The following is a 22,565-nucleotide window of genomic DNA, read 5'->3' as shown; positions in this document are numbered from 1 at the left end:
GTGCGGGGCGCGGGGCCGCGGCAATGCTCAACCTGTTCCTGATCCAGGCGCTGAACGGCGTCCAGCTCGGCATCCTGCTGTTCCTGGTGGCGGCCGGGCTGACGCTGATCTTCGGCGTGATGGACCTCATCAACCTCGCCCACGGCGCCCTCTACATGGTCGGCGCCTATCTGGCCGCGACCCTGACCGGCCTCACCGACAGCTTCCTCCTCGGCCTCGTCCTGGCGCTGCCGGCGACGCTCCTCGTCGGCCTCGTGCTGGAGGTGCTGGTGATCCGCCACCTCTACGACCGCGATCACCTCGACCAGGTGCTGGCGACCTTCGGGCTGATCCTGATCCTGAACGAGGGCGTGCGGATCCTCTGGGGCGCGGCGCCCATGAGCGTGCCGGTGCCCGAGGCCCTGTCCGGCTCGGTGCATCTCGTCGGCACCCTGCACTACCCGCTCTACCGCCTCGCCATCATCGCGGCGGGGCTCGCCGCGGCGCTCGGGCTGCACCTCCTCGTCAACCGCACCCGCCTCGGCATGCGACTGCGGGCGGGCGCCACGCACGGCGCCATGGTGGCGGCCCTCGGCGTCGATATCCGGCGCCTGTTCATGGTGGTGTTCGGCCTCGGCGCCATGCTGGCGGGCTTCGCGGGGGCCATGGTGGCGCCGATCCTGTCGGTCGATCCGGGCATGGGCGATTCCGTGCTGATCCTCACCTTCGTGGTGATCGTGATCGGCGGCGTCGGCTCGGTGCGCGGCGCCTTCGTGGCGAGCCTGATCGTCGGGCTCGCCGACCAGCTCGGGCGCACCTTCGGGCCGATCCTGCTGCGCAGCCTGATGGACGCCTCCGCGGCCTCCCAGACCGGCCGGACGCTCGCCCCGATGCTGATCTACATCCTGATGGCGGCGGTGCTGTTCTTCCGGCCGGCCGGCCTGTTCCCGGCGCGCGGCCGATGAGCGGCGGCACCTCGCTCGCGGGCTCCGCAGCGCCCGCCCGGCCGCGCCGCGCCCGCGGGCTCTCGCGGCCGGGCGCCGCCATGCTCCTCGTCCTCCTCGCCTTCGCGCTGCTGCCCCTGGCGGCGCAGGCGCTCGGCCTGCCCTTCCTGGTCGTCACCGCGACCCGGATGATGATCTTCGGGCTCGCCGCCCTGTCCCTCGACCTCGTGCTCGGCTACGGCGCCCTGGTGTCGTTCGGGCACGCGGCCTTCGTCGGCATCGGGGCCTACGCGGTCGGCATCCTCGATGCGCACGGCATCCGCGACCTCGCCGTGCAGGTCCCGGCGGCGCTCGGCGCCTGCGCGCTCTTCGCCCTCGTGACCGGGGCGATCTCGCTGCGCACCCGCGGCGTCTACTTCATCATGATCACGCTCGCCTTCGGGCAGATGGCGTATTTCTTCATGGTCTCGCTCGCTTCCTACGGGGGCGACGACGGGATGGCGCTCTCGCGGCGCTCGACCCTGTTCGGGCAGCCGCTCTTGGAGGGCGACCTGCCGCTGTACTACGCCGTGCTGGCTCTGCTCGCGGCCGCGCTCGTCTGCTTGAGGCGGGTGGTGGGCTCGCGCTTCGGCCGGGTGCTGCGCGGCACGCGCGACAACGCCCTGCGCATGGAGGCGATCGGGTTCGACGCCCTGCCCTACCGGCTCACCGCCTACGCCATCGCGGGCGCGCTTGCGGGGCTTGCCGGAATCCTCCTCGCCAACCAGGCCGAGTTCGTCTCGCCCGCCTACATGAGCTGGCAGCGCTCGGGCGAGCTCATCGTCATGGTGGTGCTGGGCGGCATGGGCACGCTCGTGGGGCCGGTCGTCGGCGCGGCCGCGCTGATCGCTGTCGAGGAGGGGCTGGCGCATTATTCCGAGCATTGGCGGCTCGGCCTCGGCCTCATCCTCGTGCTGACGGTGCTGCTCACCCGCGGCGGGCTCGCGGGGCTCGCCGCCCGCCTGACGGGAGGCCGGCCGTGACCGCGCTCCTGTCCGTCCGCCACCTGCGCAAGGCCTACGGCGCCCTGCGGGTGACCGACGACATCAGCCTCGACGTGGCGCAGGGCGAACTCCACGCCATCATCGGGCCGAACGGCGCCGGCAAGACCACCCTGATCCACCAGCTCTCCGGCCGCCTGCCGAGCGATGCGGGCCAGGTGATCTTCGCGGGCGAGGACGTCACCCGCCGCACCATGGTGGAGCGGGTGCGCCGGGGGCTCGCGCGCTCGTTCCAGATCACCTCGATCCTCGACGGCTTCAGCGTGCTCGAGAACGCGGCGCTGGCCGTGCAGGCGCGGGCGGGATCGAGCTTCCGCTTCTTCGGCGACGCCTCGCGCGAGGCTTCCCTCAACGAGGCGGCCCTGGCGGCGCTCGCCCGGGTCGGGCTCGCCGACCGGGCCGGCCGGCGGGCGGGCAGCCTCTCGCACGGCGAGAAGCGCCAGCTCGAGATCGCGGTGGCGCTCGCCACCGGCGCCCGGATGCTCCTCCTCGACGAGCCCCTCGCCGGGACGGGCCCGGAGGAATCCGCCGTGCTGGTCGGCCTCCTGCGCGAGCTGAAGGCCACCCACACCCTGGTGCTGATCGAGCACGACATGGATGCGGTCTTCGCGCTGGCCGACCGGATCAGCGTGCTGGTCTATGGCCGCGTGGTGGCGAGCGGCGATCCCGCCGCCGTGCGGGCCGACCCGGAGGTGCGCGCCGCCTATCTGGGCGAGGAGGAGGCGGCCTGATGCTGCGGGTCGAGGGCCTGGAGAGCGCCTATGGCGAATCCCGCGTGCTGTTCGGGATCGACCTCGCGGTCGGGCGCGGCGAGGTGGTGACGCTCATCGGCCGCAACGGCATGGGCAAGACCACCACGGTCCGGTCGATCTTCGGGCTCCTCAGGCCGAAGGCTGGGCGCATCATCATCGAGGGCGAGGACGTGACCGGGCGGCCCCCCCACGTCATCGCGCGGCGCGGCCTCGGCCTCGTGCCGGAGGGGCGGCAGATCTTCCCCACGCTCTCCGTCGAGGAGAACCTGCTCGCCACGCAGCGCGCGCCCCCGAAGGGGCCGGCGAAATGGACGCTGGAAGCCGTCTACCGGCTCTTTCCGCGGCTGAACGAGCGGCGGCGCAACGGCGGCAACGAACTCTCGGGCGGCGAGCAGCAGATGCTGGCGATCGGCCGCGCCCTGATGACGAGCCCGCGCCTGGTGGTGCTCGACGAGGCGACCGAGGGGCTCGCCCCCCTGATCCGCGAGGAGATCTGGGCCTGCCTGCGGGCGATCAAGGACGAGGGCGAGGCGATCCTGGTGATCGACAAGAACGTCGATGCGCTCGCCCGCTTCGCCGACCGCCACGTGGTGATCGAGAAGGGCCGCGTGGCCTGGACCGGCACCAGCGACGACCTGCGGCGGAGCCCGGAGGTGAAGGACAGGTTTTTGCACGTATAGCCGTCCCCTCTCCCACTCGGGAGAGAGGAGACGAGACAGGAGGAGAGGTCCATGACGAGCATGACCGCAGGCGTGACCCGGGCCGGCGAGGGCATCGAGGGCATCCGCTGGAGCATCCTGGGCCAGACCTACGTGCCCAAGCAGCATTGCGAGGCCTCGCTCTCCTGGCACGCGACGCTCCCGCCCGGCACCTTCGTGCCGCCGCACATCCACCCGACCCAGGACGAGTTCATCTACATGCTCCAGGGCCGCCTGAGCCTGGAGCTGAACGGCGAGGCGAGCATTGCCGAGCCCGGCGACACCATCCGGCTGCCCCGCGGCATCCCGCACGGCCTCTTCAACCGCGGCGACGCGGAGGTAAAATGCCTGTTCTGGGTCGCGCCGGCGCGGCGCCTCTACGACCTGTTCTGGGCGCTGCACAATCTCGGGCCGAATGCCGACCCGGCCGATCTCGTGGCGATCTCCGCCAAGCACGAGGTCGACTTCCTGCCCCCGCCGGATGCGGAGTGAGGCCATGCGCGTCGTCATCGTCGGAGCCGGGATCGGCGGCCTCGCCACCGCCCTGATGCTGCATCGGCGCGGCATCCGGGCCGTGATCTGCGAGCAATCCGCGGAGGTCCGCGAGGTCGGGGTCGGGATCAACACCCTGCCGCACGCGATCCGCGAACTCGCCGATCTCGGGCTGCTCGCCGCCCTCGATGAGGTCGCCATCCGCACCCGGGAGCTGCGCTACTACAACCGCCAGGGCCAGGAGGTCTGGCGGGAGCTGCGCGGCATGGATGCGGGCCATCCGGTGCCGCAATTCTCGATCCACCGCGGGCGCCTGCAGGCGGTGCTCTACGCAGCGGTGCGCGAGCGCCTCGGGGCGGACGCGGTGCAGACCGGGCTCGCGCTTGCCGGCTTCCTGGAGGACGAGGGCGGGATCACCGCCCACTTCACCGATTCCGTCCGGGGCGATGCCGGCCGCACCCTGCGCGCCGACGTGCTGATCTGCGCGGACGGCATCCATTCGGTCGCCCGCCGCCGCTTCTACCCCGACGAGGGGGCGCCCTGCTGGGACGGCGTGCTGATGTGGCGGGGCGCCACCGAGTGGACCCCCTGGGGCGACGGGCGCACCATGGCGATCGGCGGCGGCATGGGCGCCAAATGCGTGCTCTACCCGATCGCCGAGGCCGGGAACGGCCGGCAGCTCATGAACTGGGTCGTGCTCGCCAAGGTGGCGGATGGCCGGGTCTCGCCGCCCCCCAAGGAGAGCTGGTCGCGGCCCGCCCACCGCGCCACGGTGCTGCCCTACGCGCGCCGCTTCACGATTCCCGATTTCGATTTCCCGGCCCTGGTCGAGGCGACGCCGCAGGCCTTCGAATACCCGATGTGCGACCGCAACCCCCTGCCCCGCTGGACCCACGGGCGGGTGACGCTGCTCGGCGACGCGGCCCACCCGATGTATCCGGTCGGCTCGAACGGTGCCTCGCAGGCGATCCTCGATGCGCGCGCGCTCGCGGACGCCCTCGCGCGCGCCGAGCACCCGGCCCAGGCGCTCCTCGCCTACGAGGCGGAGCGCCGGCCGAAGACCGCCGAGATCGTGCTTCTCAACCGCAAGGGCGGCCCCGAGCGGGTGATCGACGAGGTCGAGAAGCGCGCGCCCGCCGGCTTCGCGTCGGTCGATGATGTGCTGAGCCAGGCCGAGCGGCAGGCGATCGTCAGTGGCTATGCGGGCAAGGCGGGCTTCGCGGCGGCCGAGCCCGGGCTGCGCGTCGCGGCGGAATAGCCGACCCAGCGCGGGACCGGTGCGCCCTATGGGCAGCCGTGCCGAAATAGTTTAAGCTTGAAGCATGTCCGTCGAACGGGTTGCCGCGATGAGCCAGACCCCGTCCCGCCACGTCCTCGTGACCGGCGCCACGCGCGGGATCGGCCGCGCCATCGCGGCCGCCTTCGCGGCGGCGGGGGATCGGGTCACCGTGCTCGGGCGCAGCCCCGAGGCGGCCGAGCGGACCCGCAGCGCGATCGGGGCGGCCCATGCGGTGGCGGCCGACGTCACCGATGCCGAGGCCCTGGCGGCGGCGCTCGCCGCGGCCGCCGCGGCGGGCGGCGCGATCGAGGTGCTCATCAACAATGCCGGGGGCGCCGAGACGGCGCCGCTCGCGCGCTGCGACCTCGCCCAGCTGCGCCGCATGATGGCACTCAACCTTGAGCCCGTCCTAACGGCGGCGCGGGCGGTGGTGCCCGCCATGCGGGCGCGCGGCACGGGCCGCATCGTCACCGTGGCGTCGACGGCGGGGCTCAAGGGCTACGCCTATGTGGGTGCCTATTGCGCGGCCAAGCACGCGGTGGTGGGGCTGACCCGGGCGCTCGCCCTCGAACTCGCCCCCACCGGAATCACCGTGAACGCGGTCTGCCCCGGCTACACGGATACCGACCTCGTGGCGGGCGCCCTCGACGGCCTTCAGGCCCGGACCGGCCGCGGCCGGGACGAGCTGATGGCGGAGTTCACCCGCCACAACCCCCTCGGCCGGCTGATCCGGCCGGAGGAGGTGGCAGCCAGCGTCCTCTGGCTCGCCTCGCCGGGCGCCTCCGGCCTCACCGGTCAGGCGATCGCCGTCGCCGGGGGCGAGCTGTGAGCCGCACCGGCTCCCCATCGACGCAAGCAGGCGGCCGGCCCGACCGGCGCCCCACCCGGGAGGATTCATGATCTGCCAGAACGCCATCGCGGCCCCGCTCGGGGATTTCCGGCCGGCGCATTTCGGCTTCGCCCTCGCGGAGGGCATCGCCACCCTCACCCTCGACCGGCCCGAGCGGAAGAACCCGCTCACCTTCGAGAGCTACGCGGAGCTGCGCGACACCTTCCGGGCGCTGCGCTACGAGGAAGCCGTCAAGTCGGTGGTCGTCACCGGGGCCGGCGGCAATTTCTCGAGCGGCGGCGACGTGTTCGAGATCATCGAGCCCCTCACCCGCATGAGCGCGACCGACCTCCACGCCTTCACGGCGATGACGGGCGACCTCGTCAAGGAGATGCGGGCCTGCCCGCAGCCGGTCGTCGCCGCGGTCGAGGGCATCTGCGCCGGGGCCGGCGCCATCATCGCCATGGCCTCGGACTTGCGGGTCGCCGGGGCCGGCGCCAGGGTGGCGTTCCTGTTCAACCGGGTGGGTCTGGCCGGCTGCGACATGGGGGCCTGCGCGATCCTGCCCCGGCTGATCGGTCAGGGGCGGGCCTCCGAACTCCTCTATACCGGCCGCTTCATGGGCGCCGAGGAGGGCGAGCGCTGGGGCTTCTTCAATCGCCTCGCTCCGGCGGGCGGCGCCCTGGAGGAGGCGCGCGCCCTGGCGCGGACGCTCGCGGCCGGACCGACCTACGCGAACGGGCTCACCAAGCGGATGCTGCACATGGAATGGGCCATGGGGGTCGACGCTGCCATCGACGCCGAGGCGGTGGCCCAGGCGCTCTGCATGAAGACGCAGGATTTCCGCCGCGCCTTCGAGGCCTTCGCCGAGAAGCGCAGGCCGGTCTTCGCGGGCGACTGAGATGCCCGACCGCAGCTTCCTCGACTGGCCCTTCTTCGAGCCTCGCCACCGCGACCTCGCGGCGGCGGCCGAGGACTGGGCCGCCCGCAGCGTGCCGGGCCTCGTCGATCACCACGATGTCGACGGCTCCTGCCGCCGGCTCGTCGCGTCCCTCGGCGAGGCCGGCTTCCTCGGCTTTGCGGCGCCGGAGGACGGGTGCTTCGACCTGCGGGCGCTCTGCCTCCTGCGCGAGACCTTTGCGCGCCACGACGGGCTCGCCGACTTCGCCTTCGCCATGCAGGGGCTCGGCACCGGGGCGCTGACTTTGTTCGGCACGCCGGCCCAGCGCGCGCAGGTGCTGCCGGGCGTGCGGGCGGGCCGCAGCCTCGCGGCCTTCGCCCTCACCGAGCCGGAGGCCGGCTCGGATGTGGCCCAGATCGCCCTGACGGCGGCGCCGGACGCAGCCGGCTTCGTGCGGCTCGATGGCGAGAAGACCTGGATCTCGAACGGCGGCATCGCCGACCACTACGTCGTCTTCGCCCGCAGCGGCGAGGCGCCGGGCGCGCGCGGCCTCTCGGCCTTCCTGGTGCCGGCGGCGACGCCAGGCCTCGCGGTGGCCGAGCGCCTGGAGACGATCGCCCCCCACCCGCTCGCGCGGCTGCGCTTCGCGGGCTGCCGCGTCCCCGAGGCGAACCGCATCGGCGAGGCCGGCACCGGCTTCAAGGTCGCGATGGCGACCCTCGACGTGTTCCGCGCCACGGTCGGGGCGGCAGCCCTCGGCTTCGCCCGGCGCGCCCTCGACGCGACGCTCGCGCGGGTGCGCACGCGGCAGCTCTTCGGGGCGCCGCTCGCCGCGCTGCAGCTCACCCAGACGAGCCTCGCCGAGATGGCGACCGCCATCGATACCGCGGCGCTCCAGGTCTACCGCGCGGCCTGGACCCGGGACGCGGGCGCGCCGCGCATCACCCGCGAGGCGGCGATGGCCAAGATGGTCGCGACCGAGGCGGCCCAGGAGGTCGTCGACCGCGCCGTGCAGCTCCATGGCGGCGAGGGCGTGCGCGCCGGCTCCGTGCCCGAGACCCTCTACCGCGAGATCCGGGCCCTGCGGATCTACGAGGGCGCCACCGAGGTCCAGAAGCTCGTCATCGCCCGCCAGATCCTGGGCTGAGCCGGCGGCATCGACGATGCCCGGCAGAGTCGGTCCGAGACGATCGAGCGTCGTCTCGGAGCAGGGTTTTCTCTCCCGCAGCCCCTTTTCGGGCCTGCACGACTGCAGCGCCAGCGGAAGGAGATCCGGAATCCAGCAGGAGAACCTGCCGCGAAGCGGCTCTGCAATAGAAACTGACGTGAGTGGAAGCTGCCACGCTCCTCATGCTGAGGTGCTTGCGCAGCAAGCCTCGAAGCACGCCTGACCGGTGCTCCCAGCCACCCGGAGATTGGACGAGCGGTCTGGGGTGCTTCGAGGCTTGCTGCGCAAGCACCTCAGCATGAGGGCCGGGGTTGGTTGCCATCGGAGGGAGGGCGCTCAGTCAGCCGTGGTTTCATCCGCCAAGGGCGGCCCGGCCGGTGGTGAACTGAAACGGCGCCGGCAAGCGGTCGCTGCGCAGCTTTTCGTGCTGGATCCCGGGTCGCATTCCGCTGACGCTGCAGTCGTCCGGGACAGGGGGTGAGCCAAAGGGGGCTGCGAGGGCGGGCAGTACCCCCGACACCGCCTTGCGGATACCGCCTCAGGCCGGTTCCGCGCGCGCCTGCCGCAGCTCCGCACGGGTCTTCGGCCTGCCGCGGCGCTTCAGCTCCTCGAGATCGGCCCGGTCGCGGACCGCGTTGCGGACGATCTGGTCCTGGCCCGGCGCGTATTGCGGCGGGCAGGGGAAGCCCTCCGCCCCGTACCAGGCCGCCGCCCGCATCGTGAAGAACGGGTCGGTGAGATGCGGGCGGCCGAGGGCGACGATGTCGGCCCGCCCGGCGGCCAGGATGGTGTTGATCTGATCCGCCGTCGTGATGTTGCCCACGCACATGGTGGCGGTCTTCGCCTCGTTGCGGATCCGCTCGGCGAAGGGCGTCTGGAACATGCGGCCGTAGAGGGGCCGCGCGTCCGTCACGGTCTGGCCCGTCGACACGTCGATCAGGTCGACCCCCGCTTGCCGGAAGGCGAGCGCGATGGCGACCGAGTCCTCCGGCGTGAGCCCACCCTCCGCCCAGTCGGTGGCCGAGAGGCGCACCGACATCGGCTTGTGCGCCGGCCAGGCGTCGCGCATCGCCCCGAACACCTCCAGCGGAAAGCGCAGCCGGTTCTCGACGCTCCCGCCATAGGCGTCCGCGCGCCGGTTCGTCAGCGGCGAGAGGAAGCTCGCCAGCAGGTAGCCGTGGGCGCAGTGGAGCTCCAGCATGTCGAAGCCGGCCCGCTCGGCGCGGCGCGTGGCGGCGACGAAATCCGCGAGGATCCGGTCCATGTCGGCCCGCGTCACCTCGCGCGGCAGCGGGCTGTCGGGGAAGTACGGGATCGGCGAGGCCGAGAGCACGTCCCAGCCGCCCTGCTCCAGGGGCCGGTCGATCCCCTCCCACATCAGCCTGGTCGCCCCTTTCCGGCCCGCATGGCCGAGCTGGAGGCAGATCCGGGTCGCCGAATGGGCGTGCACGAAGGCGACGATGCGGGCCCAGGCCGCCTCCTGCTCGTCCGTCCAGAGGCCGGCGCAGCCCGGCGTGATCCGGGCCTCCCGGGAGACGCAGGTCATCTCCGTGAACATCAGCCCCGGGCCGCCGACCGCCCGCGATCCGTAATGCACGAAGTGCCACTCGCCCGGGACGCCCTCGCGGGCCGAGTACATGCACATCGGCGACATCGCCACGCGGTTCCCGATCACCATCTCGCGCAGGCGGAAGGGCTGGAACATCGGCGCGGCGGGCGCCTCCACGGACACGTCGAAGCCCTCGCGCCGCACGCCCTCCGCGAAGGCGCGGTCCACCTTGGCGACGAAGTCGGGCGCGCGCAGGCGCAGGTTGTCGTAGGTGATCGCCTTGGCCCGGGTCATCGCCCCGAAGGCGAACTGGACCGGCTCGAAGCCGAGATAGCGCCCGACATGCTCGAACCAGACGAGGGACACGTCCGCCGCGTGCTGCGTCTTCTCGACCTCCTCGCGCCGGCCGCGCTCGAACCGCGCCAGAGCGGCCTCGACCTCGGGCTCGGCGGCGAGCGCCTCGTAGAGGGCGATGGCGTCCTCCATGGCGAGCTTGGTGCCTGAGCCGATCGAGAAATGCGCCGTCGCCTTGGCGTCGCCGATGAGGACATGGCGGCCCCGGACCCAGCGCGCATTGCGGATCATCGGGAATCGGCGCCAGATCGAGCGGTTGGTGAGGATGCGGTGGCCGTCGAGGAAGTCGCCGAAGATGCGCTCCATCAGGGCGGCCGAGTCCGGCTCGCTCATCCGGTCGAGGCCGGCGCGCCGGAAGCTGTCGGGGTCGGTCTCGAACACCCAGGTCGAGCGGTCGCGCTCGTACTGGTAGGCATGGGCGATGAAGGGACCCCAGGCGGTCTCGCGGAACAGGAACGTGAAGGCGTCGAGGGGCTTCGTCGAGCCCATCCAGGCGAAGCGGTTGGGGCGCAGGTCGATGGAGGTGCCGAAATGCGCCGCATGGCGCTGCCGGTAGGCGCTGTTGATGCCCTCGGCGACGACGACGAGGTCGGCCTCGAGCGTCTCCGCGTCGACCTCGGCCTGGAAGCGCAGCGCGACGCCGAGCGACGCGGCCCGCTCCTGCAGGATCGCCAGCAGCGTGCGCCGCGCGCAGCCGCAGAAGCCGTTGCCGCCGATGCGGTGGACCTCGCCCTTCACGTGGATGGCGATGTCGTCCCAGTAGGCGAATTCCTCGATGATGCGCGCGTAGCTCGGAGGGTCGTAGCGCTCGAAGATGTCGAGCGTCGCATCGGAGAAGACGACCCCGAAGCCGAACGTGTCGTCGGCGCGGTTGCGCTCGTAGACCGTGATCTCGCTGTCGGGGAACCGCTGCTTGACGAGGAGCGCGAGGTAGAGCCCGGCCGGTCCGCCGCCGACCACCGCCATCGACTTCGGCATCGCTGCTGCTCCGTGCCTGCCGGTGCCTGTCCGAGGATCTGCTTCAGGCTTAAAGCACCTTGCCGCCGCGGGCAAGATGCTTTAAGCTTAAATGATCTCGTTCGGGCTGCCCGCCCCGCCTTGGGAACCGGCGCAGTCCCCGCGTCAGGATGAGGAGAGGCGGCCTCCGCCTCTTCCGGGAGAATGCAAACGATCAGCCAGTGACAATCCGCCAGAAGCTTGCCCAGGGCGTCTGACGGCCGCCGACGCGTCGAGCACAAGGTGTCCTCCCGTGACCGAAACCGCTCATCTCGATACGTTCGCCCGCGACAACCTTCCGCCCCGCGAGCACTGGCCCGACCTGATCTTCGCGCTGCCGGAGCTGCGCTACCCGGCGCGCCTGAACTGCGTGTCGCAGTTCCTCGACCGCTGGATCGCCGAGGGGCACGGGCACGCCCTCTGCCTCGTCGGCGAGCACGAATCGCTGACCTACCGGCAGTTCTTCGAGCGCGTGAACCGCATCGCCAACGTCCTGGTGAACCGGCTGGGGCTGAGGCCCGGGAACCGCGTCCTGCTCCGGTCCGGGAACACACCGGCCCTGGTCGCGGCCTATCTGGCGGTGATCAAGGCGGGCGGCATCGTCGTCGCGACGATGCCGATGCTGCGGGCGCGCGAACTCGCCTATCCGCTGAACAAGGCGCGGATCGCGCTCGCCCTGTGCGACCACCGGCTCGCCGACGAGATGGAGCGCGCCCGTCCCCTGGCGCCCGGCCTGGAGCGGGTCGTCTACTGGGGGTCGGGAGCAGCCGATTCCCTCGAAGCCCTGGCCGCGCGGGAGAGCCCCGCCTTCACGGCCGTCGACACCGCGGCGGACGACATCTGCCTGATCGCCTTCACGTCCGGCACCACGGGCGAGCCGAAGGGAGCGATGCATTTCCACCGCGACATGCTGGCGATCTGCGACACCTATGCCCGCCACGTGGTGCGGGCGGTGCCGGAGGACCGCTTCATCGGCTCGGCGCCGCTCGCCTTCACGTTCGGGCTCGCGATCGTCCTCTTCCCGATGCGGATCGGGGCGACCGGCATCGTCCTCGAACTGGCGGGACCGGATGCGCTCGCCGCCGCGATCGCCCGGGAGCGGGCGACGATCTGCTTCACGGCGCCCACCGCCTATCGGGCCATCCTGCGCAGGATCGGGCAGTGCGATCTCTCCTCCCTGCGCCGCTGCATCTCGGCGGGCGAGGCCCTTCCGCGCCCCACCTTCGAGGCCTGGGAGGCCGCCACCGGGCTGAAGCTCCTCGACGGGATCGGCGGCACCGAGATGCTGCACATCTATCTCAGCGCGTCCGAGGATCAGGTCCGGCCCGGCGCGACGGGCCGCCCGGTCCCCGGCTTCGAGGCCCGCGTCGTCGACGACGAGGGCCGGGAACTGCCTCCGGGCACGGTCGGGCGCCTCGCCGTGCGCGGGCCGATCGGGTGCCGCTACCTCGCCGATGCCCGCCAGACGGCCTATGTCGCCGACGGCTGGAACTACCCCGGCGACAGCTACCTCATGGATGAGGACGGCTACTTCTGGTACCAGGCCCGCACCGACGACATGATCGTGTCGTCCGGCTACAACATCGCGGGACCGGAGGTCGAGGCGGCCCTGCTCGGCCATCCGGGCGTGGCCGAATGCGCCGTGGTCGGCGCTCCCGATCCGGAGCGCGGCACCATCGTGAAGGCCTATGTGGTGCCCGCGCCCGCGGCGCTGCCCGGGCCGGACCTCGCGCAGGCCCTGCAGGATTTCGTCAAGACGGAGATCGCGCCCTACAAGTATCCGCGGGCGATCGAGTTCGTGGAGGCCCTGCCGAAGACCGCCTCCGGCAAGGTCCAGCGCTTCGCGCTGCGCCGGCTGGCAGCCGCGGCCGCCGCCGTCACGGTGCCCGCGTGACCCTCCGCACGCGCTCCGGTCGCACGGCCCGTCGGCGCGCCGCGGCGGCCGAGGCGCCCCTGTTCCTGCCGAGAATCGTGTCTGGAGAGAGGATCCGGTGAGAGTCATGGAACCCGGCATCGGGGCGCAGGACGGCCCGACGCGCCTGCAACCGGCCGGCTGGCCGGCGCCGCGGGGCTACGCCAACGGCATGGCGGCGAGCGGCCGCCTCGTGGTCACGGGCGGCATGGTCGGCTGGGACGCGCAGGAGCGCTTCCCCGCGGGCCTCGTGGCGCAGGTCCGCCAAGCGCTGGAGAACATCCGGGCGATCCTGGCCGAGGCGGGGGCGGAGCCGCGCCATCTCGTGCGCCTGACCTGGTACGTCGTCGACATGGACGAGTATCTCGGGGCGCGGCGCGATCTCGGCGGCGTCTACCGGGAGGTGTTCGGCGACCATTACCCGGCCATGGCGCTGGTGCAGGTCGTGCGTCTGGTCGAGCCGTCCGCGCGAGTCGAGATCGAGGCGACCGCCGTGGTGCCGGCCTGAGGCGGAGACCGTGTCGATGACTCGGGAAGAGCGCGAGAGGCTGGATCGGGAATACAATGCGCGGGCGGGCGTGCCGAGCTTCGAGGCGGAATATGCGCGCTACCTGGCGGCGAGCGCGCGAGCCAGGGCCGGACTCGCCCGCATTCCCGACCTCGCCTACGACCCGGTCTCCGGCGAGGTGCTCGATCTCTACCCGGCCGGGCCGGGCAGCCCCCTGTTCCTGTGGATCCACGGCGGCTACTGGCGGGCGCTCTCCAAGGACGACAACGCCTTCGCGGCGCTCGGGCTCGTGCCGAAGGGGATCTCGGTCGCCGTACTGAATTACGGGCTCGCGCCCGCCGTCAGCCTCGACGAGATCGTGCGGCAGACGCGGACAGCCGCCGCATGGCTGCACGGGAATGCCGGCCGGTTCGGCCTCGACGGGCGCCGCCTGCATGTCGGCGGGTCATCGGCTGGCGGCCATCTCGGCGGCATGCTGCTCGCGGAGGGCTGGCCGGCGGCCTTCGGCCTGCCGCGGGACGTGGTGGCCTCGGCCCTGCTGCTCTCCGGCCTCATGGATCTGGAGCCGCTGATCCACACCCACATCAATGCCTGGATGAAGCTCGACCTCGCGACGGCCCGGCGCAACAGCCCGCTCCGGCTCATCCCGGCGCAGTCGGACGCCCTGCTGCTCGCCTCGGTCGGGGGCCTCGAGAGCGCGGCCTTCAAGGAGCAGACGGCCGCCTTCGCGGATGCCTGGGAGGCCGCCGGCCACCCCACCCGCCGGATCGCGATGCCGGGCCATCATCATTTCGACATCGCCCTCAGCCTGAGCGAGCCCGACGGCGTGCTCGCCCGCGCGGTCGCCGCCGCGCTCTGAGCGATCCCCGACTGGCTAGAGCAGGATCCGTTCATGGTGGAACGGACCCTGCTCCAGGTTTTTGATTGTGCCGCATTGTCTGCGACGAACCGGCATCCACTTCGTCGGAAAATGCTCTAATCCGCCGCGCAGCGCATCAGGTCGAGCGAGCGTTCGAGCGCCAGGAGCAGGCGCTCCAGGCTCTCCCGCTCCTCCGTGCTCAGGCCGGAGAGGAGCTGCTCCTCACGGGCGAGCAGCAGCGGCACGAGTTCCTCGTAGACTGCGCGGCCCTTCGGGCTCAGCTGGAGCATGATCTCCCGCCGGTTCTCGTCCGTCTCCTGGCGCTCGACGAGGCCGAGCTCCACGAGGTGGCTCACCGCGCGGCTGATGCGGGTCTTGTGGGTGCGCGTGCAGCGCACGACGTAGCTCGCGCTGCGCGGCGTCTCGTGCATGCCGAGCGTCGCCAGAACCCGCCATTCCGGGATGTCGATGTCGAACCGCGCATAGTCGGCGGCGAGCGCGTTGCTGAACTCCGCCGCGAGCCGGTTGATCCGAAAGGGAACGAAGCGCAGCAGGTTCAGCCGGGTCATAAAGGCTCGCTCTCGGGGCCGCGCTGTCGACGGAATCCCCTTGACGGTTGCGATCGCAACAGACTATGAACTGTTGCAGTCACAACAATCACGGTCCGGCCGCGGTTGCAATCCCCGGGAGGCGATCGTGCCGGGACATCAGGAGGAGCGCCGCATGAGCAGGGGATTCGCGAGCCAGGGCGACCTCGCCGAGAAGCGCGAGACCTTCACGGAACTGGCCCCCGGCGTCTACGCGCTGACGGCGGAAGGCGACCCGAATTCGGGCGTGGTGGTCGGTGACGACTCGGCGCTCGTCATCGACGCGCGCGCGACGCCGCGCATGGCCGGCGACCTCGTCGCCCGGGTCCGGGAGGTCACCGACAAGCCGATCCGCCACGTGCTGCTCACCCACTACCACGCGGTGCGCGTGCTGGGGGTGGCCGGGTATCCGGACCGGGTCAACGTCATCGCCAGCGACGCGACCCGCGGCATGATCGTGGAGCGCGGCCAGCAGGACATGGAATCCGAGATCCAGCGCTTCCCGCGGCTGTTCCGCGGCAAGGAGGAGATCCCGGGCCTGACCTGGCCGACGCTCACCTTCCACGGCGAGATGACGCTGTGGCTCGGCTCCCGCGAGGTGCGCATCCTCCATGCGGGGCGCGGCCACACGCGGGGCGACACGATCGCGTGGCTGCCGCAGGAGCGGGTGCTGTTTTCCGGCGACCTCGTGGAATACGGCGCCACGCCCTATTGCGGGGATGCCCATTTCCAGGACTGGCCCGCCACCCTCGACCGGCTGGAGGCCCTGGATGCGGCGGCGCTGGTGCCGGGCCGGGGCGAGGCCCTGACCACCCCGGAGCAGATCCGCGAGGGCCTCGCGGGCACGCGGTCGTTCCTGCGCGACCTGTTCGGGATCGCCCGCGAGGGCGTCGTGGCGGGCCACGACCTCAAGGCGGTCTACGACCGGGCCATGGCCGAGATGCGGCCCAAATACGGGCACTGGGTCATCTTCGAGCATTGCATGCCCTTCGACGTCAGCCGCGCCTACGACGAGGCCAAGGGCATCGACAATCCCCGCATCTGGACTGCGGAGCGCGATATGGAGATGTGGCGCGCCCTCGAAGGCTGACGCCTCCGCCACCGCTTGACGCCCGGATCAACCGGGCGCGGCTGCCAGGGAGAAACGCCATGATCCCGAGCCCTCGCTTCGCCTACACGCCGCCCCCCGACCTCGCCGGCGGGCCGGGCCGCCAGCCGGTCGTGGTGATCGGCGCCGGGCCGGTCGGGCTCACCTGCGCCCTCGACCTCGCGAGCCGGGGCGTGCCGGTGGTGGTGCTCGACGACGACGATACGGTCGCCACCGGCAGCCGGGCGATCTGCTGGGCCAAGCGCACCCTCGAGATCTGGGACCGTCTCGGGGTCGGCGAGCGCATGGTCGAGAAGGGTGTGACCTGGAGCGTCGGCCGCGTCTTCCACGGCGACCGCGAGCTCTACCGCTTCGATCTCCTGCCCGAGAGCGGCCATCGCCGCCCGGCCTTCATCAATCTCCAGCAATACTACGTCGAGCAGTTCCTGATCGAGCGGGCGGCGGACTTCCCCGGCCTGATCGAGCTGCGCTGGAAGAACGAGGTCACGGGCCTGACGCAGACGGGCGACGGGGTGCGCCTGGAGGTGATGACCCCGGACGGCCCCTACGCGCTCGAGGCCGACTGGGTCATCGCCGCGGACGGGGCGCGCTCGCCCACCCGCACCCGGATGGGGCTGCCCTTCCCGGGCCAGCGCTTCGAGGAGCGCTTCCTCATCGCCGACGTGCGGATGAAGGCGGACTTCCCGACCGAGCGCCTGTTCTGGTTCGAGCCGACCTTCCATGCGGGCCAGAGCGCGCTCCTGCACCGCCAGCCGGACGACGTGTTCCGGATCGACTTCCAGCTCGGGCCGGATGCGGATCCCGAGCGGGAGCGGCAGCCCGAACGCGTGATGCCCCGGGTGCGGGCGATCGTCGGCGAGGACACGCCCGTCACGCTCGAATGGTGCTCGGTCTACACCTTCCGCTGCGCGCGGCTGGAGCGGTTCGTGCACGGCCGGGTGGTGTTCGTCGGCGACAGCGCCCACGTGGTCAGCCCCTTCGGGGCGCGGGGCGGCAACGGCGGCATCCAGGACGCCGATAATCTCTGCTGGAAGCTCGCCCTCGTGCTCGCGGACCAAGCGCCCGAGGGGCTGATCGCCACCTACGACGAGGAGCGCGGACGCGGCGCGGACGAGAACATCCTGAATTCGAGCCGCACGACCAATTTCATGACGCCGAAGACGAAGGCCGAGCGGCACTTCCGCGACGGGGTGCTGGCGCTCGCCGCCGAGGCGCCCTTCGCCCGCAACCTCCTCAATGCCGGGCGGCTGTCGCGGCCCTGCAGCCTCGCCGACCTCTCGCTCCAGACCCCGGATGCGGTCCCGCAGGCGGGAGGCCTTCCTCCCGGCAGCCCCTGCCTCGACGCTCCCGTGCAGGACGCGGCGGGCCGGCCCGGCTGGCTGCTCGACCGCCTCGGCGGGAGCTTCACGCTCCTGAGCTTCGCAAGGAGCGAGGCACCCGACCTCGGCGGCCTTGCCGGGCTGGAGCCCGGGCTGCGCTGCGTCGTCGTGAGCGACCGCCCGCTCGCCGTGCCCGGCGCGGAGGTGCTGCGGGATGCCGAGGGCCTTGCCGCCCTGCGCTACGGCGCCGAACCCGGCACCACCTACCTCGTGCGGCCGGACGCCCATGTGGCGGCCCGCTTCGCCGGGTGCGACGGGGACGCCATCGCCCGGGCCCTGGCGCGGGCCACCGGCCGGGCCGGGCTCACCGTGCGGGAGGCTGCGTGATGGGCGGGATGCTGCGACAGGACGATGGATTCGCCGGTCAGGCCGACCGTGCCTACGAGGCGCTGATCCGGGCGCATCAGGGGCTCGGCGACGAGGAGAGCGCGGCGCTGAACGCGCGCCTCGTCCTGATCCTCGCCCACGAGGTCGGCGACCTCGCCCGGCTCTCGGAGGCGATCGCTCTCGCGCGCCGCAGCCTGCATCTGCACGAGCCGGAAAGCGGCTGCGCCTGAGGCGACGGAGGGCCCGGGCGGCCACGGGACCGGAATGGGGCGGACCGCCCGCCAGAGGCGGCGCCGGAACGGAGGAAACTGCCTTGCTGTCGAGACCATCCCACGCGCTGCTGGCCGTTCTGGCGGGGCTCGGCCTCCTGCTCCCGGCCGCCCGCGCCTCCGCCCAGATCTCCGACGAGGCCGTCACGATCGGCGTGCTGACCGATATGTCGGGACCCTTCAGCGACATCGGCGGCAAGGGCTCGGTCGCCGCCGCCGAAATGGCCGCGCAGGATTTCGGCGGCAGCGTCAAGGGCCGGCCGATCCGGATCCTCGCCGCGGACCACCAGAACAAGCCGGATGTCGGCTCGGCCATCGCGCGGGCCTGGTTCGACCGCGACGGGGTCGACGCCGTGGCCGACCTGCCGGTGACCTCGGTCGCCCTCGCCGTCCTGGAGATCGCCCGCGACAAGAAGCGGACCGTGCTCATCGCCGGCGCGGCCGCCTCGGACCTCACCGGCCGCGCCTGCTCGCCCTATTCGACCCATTGGGCCGATGACAGCTTCGCGCTCGCCAACGGGACCGCCACCGCGGTGACGAAGGCCGGCGACCGCTCCTGGTTCTTCGTGACGGCGGACTACGCCTTCGGCCATGCCATGGAGCGCGACGCGACCGCCGCCGTGAAGGCCGCAGGCGGCACGGTGAAGGGCAGCATCCGCCACCCGCTCGCGGCGCCCGACTTCTCGTCCTACCTCCTCCAGGCGCAAGGCTCGGGCGCCAAGGTGATCGGGCTTGCCAGCGCCGGCGGCGACACCATCAACGCCATCAAGCAGGCCGCCGAGTTCGGCATCGCGGGCAGCGGCCAGCGGGTCGCGGGCTTCCTCGTCTTCCTCAGCGACGTGCACAGCCTCGGCCTCGCCGTCGCCCAGGGGCTGCTCGTCTCGACGGGCTTCTACTGGGACCAGAACGACGCCGCCCGTGCCTTCGGCAAGCGCTTCTTCGCCAAGACCGGCCGGATGCCGACCAAGCAGCAGGCCTCCGTCTACGCCTCGGTGACCCAGTACCTGAAGGCCGTGGACGAAGCCGGCACGGACGAGGCCGGCGCGGTCAACCGGGTGATGCGCCGGCTGCCGGTCGATTACTTCGGGCATCCGGCCTCGATCCGGCCGGACGGACGCGTGCTCTACGACCTGACCCTCTACGAGGTGAAGGCTCCCGCCGAGAGCAAGGCTCCGTACGACTATTACAAGCCGATCGCGACGATCCCGGCCGCGGAGGCGTTCCGTTCCGAGCGGGATGGCGGCTGCGTCATCGCCCCCTGAGACAGCCCGTTCCCGAGCCGAGGAGACCAGCCATGACCCACCATCCCTCGCTGGAGGCTGCGGCGAAAAACTCGTCGGCGGCCCTCCATTCCGGCTACATGTCGGGCTTCGGCAACGGCTTCGAGACCGAGGCGCTGCCCGGCGCGCTGCCGATCGGCCGCAACTCGCCCCAGAAATGCCCCTATGGGCTCTACGCCGAGCAGCTCTCGGGCTCGCCCTTCACGGCGCCGCGCACCACCAACGAGCGCTCCTGGCTCTACCGCATCCGCCCGACCGTGATGCATTGGGGCGCCTTCGCCAAGGCCGAGATCGGGCTGTGGCGCACCGCGCCGGCTGAGGTGGTCGAGCTGCCGATCGCGCCCCTGCGCTGGGACCCGATCCCGATCCCCTCCGAGCCGCTCTCCTTCGTCGAGGGCATCCGCACCATGACTACGGCCGGGGACGCCGGGTCCCAGGCCGGCATGGGCGCGCATCTCTACTTCGCCACCCGCTCGATGCGGGACGAGTACTTCTACAACGCCGACGGAGAGATGCTGGTCGTGCCCCAGCAGGGGGCCTTGCGCTTCTGCACCGAGTTCGGGGTGATCGACATCGAGCCCGGCGAGATCGCGGTGATCCCGCGCGGGGTGAAGATCCGGGTCGAGCTCCCCGGCGGGCCGGCCCGCGGCTATCTCTGCGAGAATTACGGCGGCGCCTTCACGCTGCCCGAGCGCGGCCCGATCGGCGCCAATTGCCTCGCCAACCAGCGCGACTTCCTCACCCCGGTCGCGGCCTACGAGGACCGCGACGGCCCCGCCACCATGCTGGTGAAGTGGGGCGGGAGCCTGTGGGCGGCGACGATCGACCACTCGCCCCTCGACGTGGTCGCCTGGCACGGCAACTACGCGCCCTACAAGTACGACCTGCGCAAGTACTCGCCGGTCGGGCCGATCCTGTTCGACCATGCCGACCCGTCGATCTTCACGGTGCTGACCTCGCCCTCGGAGACGCCCGGCACCGCCAACATCGATTTCGTGCTGTTCTCCGACCGCTGGCTGGTGGCCGAGAACACGTTCCGGCCGCCCTGGTATCACCTGAACGTGATGAGCGAGTTCATGGGGCTGGTCTACGGGGTCTACGACGCCAAGACCGGCGGCGGCTTCCAGCCCGGCGGGGTCTCGCTGCACAACACCCTGCTGCCGCACGGGCCGGACGTGGACGCCTTCGAGCGCGCCTCGAACGCCGAGCTCAAGCCGCACAAGCTCGAGGGCACGCTCGCCTTCATGTTCGAGACCCGCTTCCCCCAGAAGGTCAGCCGCTTCGCGGCCGAGCATCCGGCCCTGCAGAAGGACTACGCAGGCTACGGGCGCAAGCTCGCCAAGCATTTCGATCCGCGCCGGCCAGAGGCTCGCTGATGGCAAACCTCGATCACACCCACGATCCGGCCCTGCGCTGCTTCGTGCCTGGGGCCGACGGGCATGCGGACTTCCCGATCCAGAACCTGCCGCTCGGGATGTTCTCGCCGCGGGACGGCGCGCCCCGGGCCGGGGTGGCGATCGGCGACCACATCCTCGACCTGCCGGCTCTGCTCGCGGCGGGCCTCGTGTCCGGCGAGGCGGCGCGGGCCGTCGAGGCCGCGGGGCCGGGCCTGAACGGCCTCCTGGCGCTCGGCGCCGGGCCGCGGCGGGCCCTGCGGCTGCGGCTGTCGGAGCTTCTCCGCGAGGGCAGCCCGGAGCGCGGGCGCGTCGAGCCGCTCCTGCACGCGGCTGCTGCCTGCGACCTCCACCTGCCGGCCCGGATCGGCGACTACACCGACTTCTACGTCGGCATCCACCACGCGGAGAACATCGGCCGGCTGTTCCGGCCCGACACCCCGCTGCTGCCGAACTACAAGCACGTGCCGATCGGCTATCATGGCCGCGCCTCCTCGATCCGGCCCTCCGGCATGCCGGTGCGCCGTCCGAGTGGCCAGACGAAGCCGGCGGAGGCCGCGGCGCCGGTCTTCGGTCCCTCGCGCCGGCTCGACTACGAGCTGGAGCTCGGGATCTGGATCGGGCCGGGCAACGACCTCGGCGAGCCAGTCTCGATCGGCGCGGCCTCCTCCCACATCGCGGGCTTCTGCCTGCTCAACGACTGGTCGGCCCGCGACATCCAGGCCTGGGAGTACCAGCCGCTCGGGCCCTTCCTGGCCAAGAACTTCGCCACGACCATCTCGCCCTGGATCATCACGCCGGAGGCGCTGGCGCCGTTCCGGATCGCGCAGCCGCCCCGGCCCGACGGCGACCCGGCCCCCCTGCCCTATCTCGCCGACGAGGCCGACCAGCGCGAGGGCGCCTTCGACCTCGCCCTGGAGGTTCTGCTCGCGACGCCGGGTCTGCGCGCGGCCGGCCGGCCGCCCTTTCCCGTCGCGCGCTCGAACACCCGGCACATGTACTGGACCGTGGCGCAGCTCGTCGCCCACCACACCTGCGGGGGCTGCAACCTGCAGCCGGGCGACCTCCTCGGCTCCGGCACCATCTCGGGCCCGGACCTCGAATCCTGCGGCAGCCTCGTCGAGGCGACCCGCGGCGGCCGGCAGCCGATCCGGCTGCCTTCCGGCGAGGAGCGCCTGTTCCTGGAGGACGGCGACGAGGTGATCCTGCGGGCGTGGGGCCGGCGCGCGGGCTTTGCGGCGATCGGCTTCGGCGAGTGCCGGGCCAGAGTGGTGGGAGGCGGGCCGTGAAGCTCTACGGCTACTGGCGCTCGACCTCGTCCTATCGGCTCAGGATCGCGCTCGCTCTCAAGGGGCTCGCCGTCGAGACGGTCCCGGTCCACCTCCTGCGCGACGGCGGCGAGCAGCGCCGGGCCGCCTACCGGGCGATCAACCCGCAGGGGCGGGTGCCGAGCCTCGTCCTCAATGGCGGGCAGGTGCTGATCCAGTCGCCGGCCATCATCGAGTATCTGGAGGAGACCGTGCCCGCCCCGCCCCTGCTGCCGGCCGATCCCGTCGCGCGGGCCCGGGTGCGGGCCGTGGCCGCCCTGATCGGCTGCGACATCCACCCGCTGCACAATATCGGCCCGCTCAGCCTGCTGCGGCAGGATTTCGGGCGCTCGGAGGCGGAGGTCGCGGCCTGGATCGCGCGCTGGATCGGCGACGGTTTCGCGGCGGTCGAGGCGCTGATCGACGGCGAGACCTACTGCTTCGGCGCCGAGCCCGGCCTTGCGGACGTCTATCTCGTCCCGCAGGTCTACGCGGCTCGCCGGTTCGGCGTGCCCCTGGAGCCCTATCCGAAGATCCGGCGGGTCGCCGTGCGGGCCGAGGCGCATCCCGCCTTCCGGGCGGCCCATCCGGATGCGCAGCCCGATGCGGCGTGACCCCAAGAGGTGACACCGGGAGGCTGCCGGCTTGCCAGAC

21 protein-coding genes are annotated in these 22,565 nt (G+C 72.0%); 19 read left to right on the top strand and 2 right to left on the bottom strand.

The window, feature by feature from the left end:
• The first annotated feature begins 23 nt into the window (after positions 1-23).
• The 9 genes from MNOD_RS05850 (at position 24) to MNOD_RS05810 (ending at position 8,061) form a co-directional block, all read left to right on the top strand.
• Positions 24-944 (top strand): branched-chain amino acid ABC transporter permease, encoded by a 921-nt coding sequence (locus MNOD_RS05850; protein ID WP_015927912.1) that lies wholly within the window; start codon positions 24-26, stop codon positions 942-944.
• Positions 941-1,945, top strand: a complete 1,005-nt coding sequence (locus MNOD_RS05845) for a branched-chain amino acid ABC transporter permease (protein WP_015927911.1) — start codon at positions 941-943, stop codon at positions 1,943-1,945. Before MNOD_RS05850 ends, MNOD_RS05845 begins: the two co-directional genes overlap by 4 nt.
• Entirely contained in the window at positions 1,942-2,694 is a 753-nt protein-coding gene (locus tag MNOD_RS05840) for an ABC transporter ATP-binding protein (protein WP_015927910.1), read from the top strand. The genes MNOD_RS05845 and MNOD_RS05840 overlap by 4 nt, the downstream gene beginning before the upstream one ends.
• Positions 2,694-3,395: an ABC transporter ATP-binding protein gene (locus MNOD_RS05835; RefSeq protein ID WP_015927909.1), complete on the top strand. Its 702-nt coding sequence runs from the start codon at positions 2,694-2,696 to the stop codon at positions 3,393-3,395. The genes MNOD_RS05840 and MNOD_RS05835 overlap by 1 nt, the downstream gene beginning before the upstream one ends.
• A 51-nt stretch (positions 3,396-3,446) precedes the next feature.
• On the top strand, positions 3,447-3,905 hold the full coding sequence (locus MNOD_RS05830; RefSeq protein ID WP_015927908.1) for a cupin domain-containing protein: 459 nt from the start codon (positions 3,447-3,449) through the stop codon (positions 3,903-3,905).
• Positions 3,906-3,909: 4 nt separating this feature from the next.
• Positions 3,910-5,163, top strand: a complete 1,254-nt coding sequence (locus MNOD_RS05825; protein ID WP_015927907.1) for a flavin-dependent oxidoreductase — start codon at positions 3,910-3,912, stop codon at positions 5,161-5,163.
• 88 nt (positions 5,164-5,251) lie between these two features.
• Positions 5,252-6,013, top strand: a complete 762-nt coding sequence (locus MNOD_RS05820) for an SDR family NAD(P)-dependent oxidoreductase (RefSeq protein ID WP_043750509.1) — start codon at positions 5,252-5,254, stop codon at positions 6,011-6,013.
• A gap of 67 nt (positions 6,014-6,080) precedes the next feature.
• Positions 6,081-6,914 carry an enoyl-CoA hydratase family protein gene (locus MNOD_RS05815; RefSeq protein ID WP_015927905.1) on the top strand — a complete coding sequence of 278 codons (834 nt, stop codon included), beginning with the start codon at positions 6,081-6,083 and terminating at the stop codon, positions 6,912-6,914.
• A gap of 1 nt (position 6,915) precedes the next feature.
• Positions 6,916-8,061 (top strand): acyl-CoA dehydrogenase family protein, encoded by a 1,146-nt coding sequence (locus MNOD_RS05810; RefSeq protein WP_015927904.1) that lies wholly within the window; start codon positions 6,916-6,918, stop codon positions 8,059-8,061.
• 559 nt (positions 8,062-8,620) lie between these two features.
• Here the strand turns inward: MNOD_RS05810 and MNOD_RS05805 are convergent.
• Entirely contained in the window at positions 8,621-10,963 is a 2,343-nt protein-coding gene (locus tag MNOD_RS05805) for a bifunctional salicylyl-CoA 5-hydroxylase/oxidoreductase (protein ID WP_015927903.1), read from the bottom strand.
• A gap of 271 nt (positions 10,964-11,234) precedes the next feature.
• Here MNOD_RS05805 and MNOD_RS05800 point away from each other — a divergent pair, with 271 nt between their 5' ends.
• The 3 genes from MNOD_RS05800 (at position 11,235) to MNOD_RS05790 (ending at position 14,260) form a co-directional block, all read left to right on the top strand.
• Positions 11,235-12,875, top strand: coding sequence for an AMP-binding protein (locus MNOD_RS05800; RefSeq protein ID WP_015927902.1), 1,641 nt, complete (start codon positions 11,235-11,237; stop codon positions 12,873-12,875).
• 106 nt (positions 12,876-12,981) lie between these two features.
• Complete coding sequence (locus tag MNOD_RS05795) at positions 12,982-13,401, top strand: RidA family protein (protein WP_050783288.1); 420 nt, start codon at positions 12,982-12,984, stop codon at positions 13,399-13,401.
• A gap of 16 nt (positions 13,402-13,417) precedes the next feature.
• Complete coding sequence (locus MNOD_RS05790; protein WP_015927900.1) at positions 13,418-14,260, top strand: alpha/beta hydrolase; 843 nt, start codon at positions 13,418-13,420, stop codon at positions 14,258-14,260.
• Between the two features lie 116 nt (positions 14,261-14,376).
• Here MNOD_RS05790 and MNOD_RS05785 read toward each other — a convergent pair whose 3' ends face one another.
• Complete coding sequence (locus MNOD_RS05785) at positions 14,377-14,829, bottom strand: MarR family winged helix-turn-helix transcriptional regulator (protein ID WP_015927899.1); 453 nt, start codon at positions 14,827-14,829, stop codon at positions 14,377-14,379.
• A gap of 154 nt (positions 14,830-14,983) precedes the next feature.
• Between MNOD_RS05785 and MNOD_RS05780 the strand changes: the two genes are divergently transcribed.
• The 7 genes from MNOD_RS05780 (at position 14,984) to maiA (ending at position 22,525) form a co-directional block, all read left to right on the top strand.
• Positions 14,984-15,937: an MBL fold metallo-hydrolase gene (locus MNOD_RS05780; protein WP_015927898.1), complete on the top strand. Its 954-nt coding sequence runs from the start codon at positions 14,984-14,986 to the stop codon at positions 15,935-15,937.
• A gap of 59 nt (positions 15,938-15,996) precedes the next feature.
• Complete coding sequence (locus MNOD_RS05775) at positions 15,997-17,661, top strand: FAD-dependent oxidoreductase (protein WP_015927897.1); 1,665 nt, start codon at positions 15,997-15,999, stop codon at positions 17,659-17,661.
• An 8-nt stretch (positions 17,662-17,669) separates the two neighbouring features.
• On the top strand, positions 17,670-17,891 hold the full coding sequence (locus MNOD_RS05770; RefSeq protein WP_085984970.1) for a DUF2783 domain-containing protein: 222 nt from the start codon (positions 17,670-17,672) through the stop codon (positions 17,889-17,891).
• An 83-nt stretch (positions 17,892-17,974) separates the two neighbouring features.
• Entirely contained in the window at positions 17,975-19,192 is a 1,218-nt protein-coding gene (locus tag MNOD_RS05765; protein WP_015927895.1) for an ABC transporter substrate-binding protein, read from the top strand.
• A 32-nt stretch (positions 19,193-19,224) separates the two neighbouring features.
• On the top strand, positions 19,225-20,586 hold the full coding sequence (gene hmgA, locus MNOD_RS05760) for a homogentisate 1,2-dioxygenase (RefSeq protein WP_015927894.1): 1,362 nt from the start codon (positions 19,225-19,227) through the stop codon (positions 20,584-20,586).
• On the top strand, positions 20,586-21,893 hold the full coding sequence (gene fahA, locus MNOD_RS05755) for a fumarylacetoacetase (RefSeq protein ID WP_015927893.1): 1,308 nt from the start codon (positions 20,586-20,588) through the stop codon (positions 21,891-21,893). The genes hmgA and fahA overlap by 1 nt, the downstream gene beginning before the upstream one ends.
• Positions 21,890-22,525: a maleylacetoacetate isomerase gene (gene maiA, locus MNOD_RS05750; protein WP_015927892.1), complete on the top strand. Its 636-nt coding sequence runs from the start codon at positions 21,890-21,892 to the stop codon at positions 22,523-22,525. Before fahA ends, maiA begins: the two co-directional genes overlap by 4 nt.
• Positions 22,526-22,565 lie beyond the last annotated feature (40 nt).

Origin of the sequence: Methylobacterium nodulans ORS 2060 (assembly GCF_000022085.1) — a bacterium.
In the GTDB taxonomy this organism is placed as follows: domain Bacteria; phylum Pseudomonadota; class Alphaproteobacteria; order Rhizobiales; family Beijerinckiaceae; genus Methylobacterium; species Methylobacterium nodulans.
The sequence above is the reverse complement of the archived record's forward strand: the minus strand, read 5'-3'. Positions and strand labels throughout refer to the sequence as shown.